Source organism: Hydrogenophaga sp. LT287, assembly GCF_055702805.1.
In genome coordinates this window covers 1-2,762 of the sequence record NZ_JBVPZC010000069.1, presented here as the reverse complement: position 1 = coordinate 2,762, position 2,762 = coordinate 1, and the positions used below count along the sequence as shown (strand labels likewise).

Here is a 2,762-nt window from a genome sequence, read left to right as displayed (position 1 = left end):
ACCAATGGACTGGTGCGTCAGTACCTACCCAAGGGCACCGATCTCTCGGGCTACAGCCAAGAGCAACTCGATGCCATTGCCGATCAGATCAACAACCGGCCCAGGAAAGGCCTTGGCGTACGATCACCGCTGGCGGTCTACCGAGAGCTCCTGCTCAACAGCCCGCAACATTCCACCCTCGTTCATTGAAACCCAGGGTGTTGCACTTCACTTTTGAATCCGCCCTTGTTCATTGAGGGGGACAACCTTGATGCATTGAAACTGCTGCAAGAAACCTATCTGAACAAGGTCAAGGTGATCTATATCGATCCGCCGTACAACACGGGGAATGACTTCGTATATGAGGATGATTTTGCTGAAGATTCGGCTTCATATTTCGAACGTTCAAATCAAAAGGACGACGCGGGTAGGCGCTTAAATGCAAATACGGAATCGAACGGACGCTTCCACTCCGACTGGCTATCCATGCTTTTTTCGCGGTTGAAATTGGCCCGTAACTTACTGCGTGACGACGGCGTTATCTTCATCTCAATTGATGACAACGAGCAAGCCAATTTAAAGCGGATGTGTGACGAAATATTTGGTGAAGAGAACTTCATAAGCACCATCGTTTGGGAAAAGCGATATAGCCCCCAGAACGCAGTGAAATGGTTTTCTGAGTCTCACGATTTTCTGGTGGTGTTTGCGAAGAACAAACTGAATTGGTTTCCAAACCTGCTGGAGCGATCAGATGAGATGAACGCTCGCTACAAAAACCCTGACAATGACCCGCGCGGGGTATGGAAACCGGTGGATTCGACCGCACAAGGTGGGCATGGTACTAAAACCCAGTTTTACGAATTGATTGCTCCGAACGGCAAACGGCATATCTTGCCAAATGGACGTTGCTGGTTGTATACCGAGCCGGTCCTGAAAACGTTGATCGCCGACAACCGAATTTGGTTCGGTGCAGACGGTAACAATGTCCCCGCAATCAAACGGTTCCTAACGGAAGTCAAGCAAGGAACTGCCTGCCAAACGATTTGGAAGTACTCTGATGTTGGGCACAGTCAAGATGCAAAGAAGGAAGTCAATGATCTGTTCCCCGAAAGTGCGGTATTCGACACGCCGAAGCCGACTCGGTTGATCAAACGAATTCTTCAAGTTGCAACTGATAAGGACGACATTGCGCTGGATTTCTTTTCTGGTTCGGCCACAACTGCCGACGCAGTAATGCAGATGAATGCAGAAGACGGCGGGAACCGCAAATTCATTCTGGTGCAGCTTCCTGAAGTTTGCGACGATAAATCCGAAGCCGCCAAGGCTGGCTATCGAACCATTGCCGAAATCAGTAAAGAGCGCATTCGTCGCGCAGGAAAGAAGATCAAAACAGAAAACGCTGGCGTGGCCGGAATTGCCGAAGTGGACTTTGAATTTCGTGCTTTGAGAATCGACAGTTCCAATATGAAGGAGGTGTTCTACACCCCAGATGTCGTATCGCAAGAGCAACTCTTCGATCAAGTCAATAACATCCGCGAAGACCGCACGCCAGAAGACCTGCTGTTCCAGGTGCTGTTGGACTGGGGCGTTGACCTAGGGAAACTCTGCAAAACCACCCCAGCGGCATGGCAGATGTAAGCCCAGCGCGGCACACTCGGGCACCATGAAACAAAGCAGCTTTGACTTGAACCTGAGCACGCGCAAGACCCGCAAGCAGGTGTTTTTGCAGCAGATGGAAACCGTGGTTCCATGGGCTGCCCTGGTCGAGCTGATAGCCCCGTATTACAGCGAAGGGCGCAATGGTCGCCCACCCTTTGCGCTGGAGACGATGCTGCGAGTGCACTTCATGCAGCAGTGGTTCAGTCTGTCAGACCCGGCCATGGAGGAAGCCTTCTTCGACACACCGCTTTACCGCGAATTCGCTCAGCTCGATACCTTTGGCCGACTGCCCGACGAGAGCACCATTCTTCGGTTCCGCCACAGGCTGGAGAAACACAAGCTGGCCGATCAGATCCTGGCCACCGTCAACGAACTGCTGCAGCAGCGCGGCTTGCTGCTCAAGGCCGGCACCGCTGTAGATGCCACCCTCATCGCCGCGCCCAGCTCCACCAAGAACAAAGACAAAGCGCGAGACCCCGAGATGCACTCGAGCCAAAAGGGCAACGAGTGGCACTTTGGCATGAAAGCCCACATAGGCGTGGATGCCGACTCGGGCTTGGTGCACACCGTGCGAGGCACCTCGGGCAACGTAGCCGATGTCACCGAGGGCAACAGCCTGCTGCATGGTCAAGAGACGGACGTGTTCGGTGACGCGGGCTACCAAGGCGCAGACAAGCGCCCCGATGCAAAAGCCAGCCACAAATGGCATGTGGCCATGCGCCCAGGCAAGCGCAAGAAGCTGGACAAAGACAGCAACTCGAGGGATGCGCTGATCGACAAAGTCGAGAAGATCAAGGCCGGGATTCGCGCCAAGGTGGAGCACCCGTTTCGGGTGATCAAGCGCCAGTTTGGCTTCACGAAGGTGCGATATCGGGGTCTGAAGAAGAACACCTTGCAGATCAAGACGCTGTTTGCGTTGTCCAACTTGTGGATGGCCCGTCACAAACTGATCGGAGCACAGGCGTGAGTGCGACCGAAACCGGGTCAGTGGCCCTCAGGCGGCCCCAAATGGGGCAAACCGGATACGAATTCCAACCCAAACTGTGCCGGATCGCGCGAAAGCTCATCGGACGAAACTCCGTCAGGCACGTAACACGCTGGCTGGTGGGTTTTTCAGAGCATCC

General features: G+C 53.9%; 3 protein-coding genes. All 3 read left to right on the top strand.

Annotated features, from left to right (window positions below; translation table 11 throughout):
- Positions 1 to 189, top strand: a 189-nt coding sequence (locus AC0GNR_RS19465) for a transposase (protein ID WP_472900757.1), incomplete at its 5' end; no start/stop codon positions are given.
- 36 nt (positions 190 to 225) lie between these two features.
- On the top strand, positions 226 to 1,617 hold the full coding sequence (locus AC0GNR_RS19460; protein ID WP_472902388.1) for a site-specific DNA-methyltransferase: 1,392 nt from the start codon (positions 226 to 228) through the stop codon (positions 1,615 to 1,617).
- A 25-nt stretch (positions 1,618 to 1,642) separates the two neighbouring features.
- Positions 1,643 to 2,605, top strand: a complete 963-nt coding sequence (locus AC0GNR_RS19455; RefSeq protein ID WP_472901589.1) for an IS5 family transposase — start codon at positions 1,643 to 1,645, stop codon at positions 2,603 to 2,605.
- The last annotated feature ends 157 nt before the right edge of the window (positions 2,606 to 2,762 follow it).

What these genes read in the sequence shown, in the direction of transcription:
- AC0GNR_RS19455 (WP_472901589.1), top strand. Translation starts at nt 1,643, where the DNA reads ATGAAACAAAGCAGCTTTGACTTGAACCTGAGCACGCGCAAGACCCGC.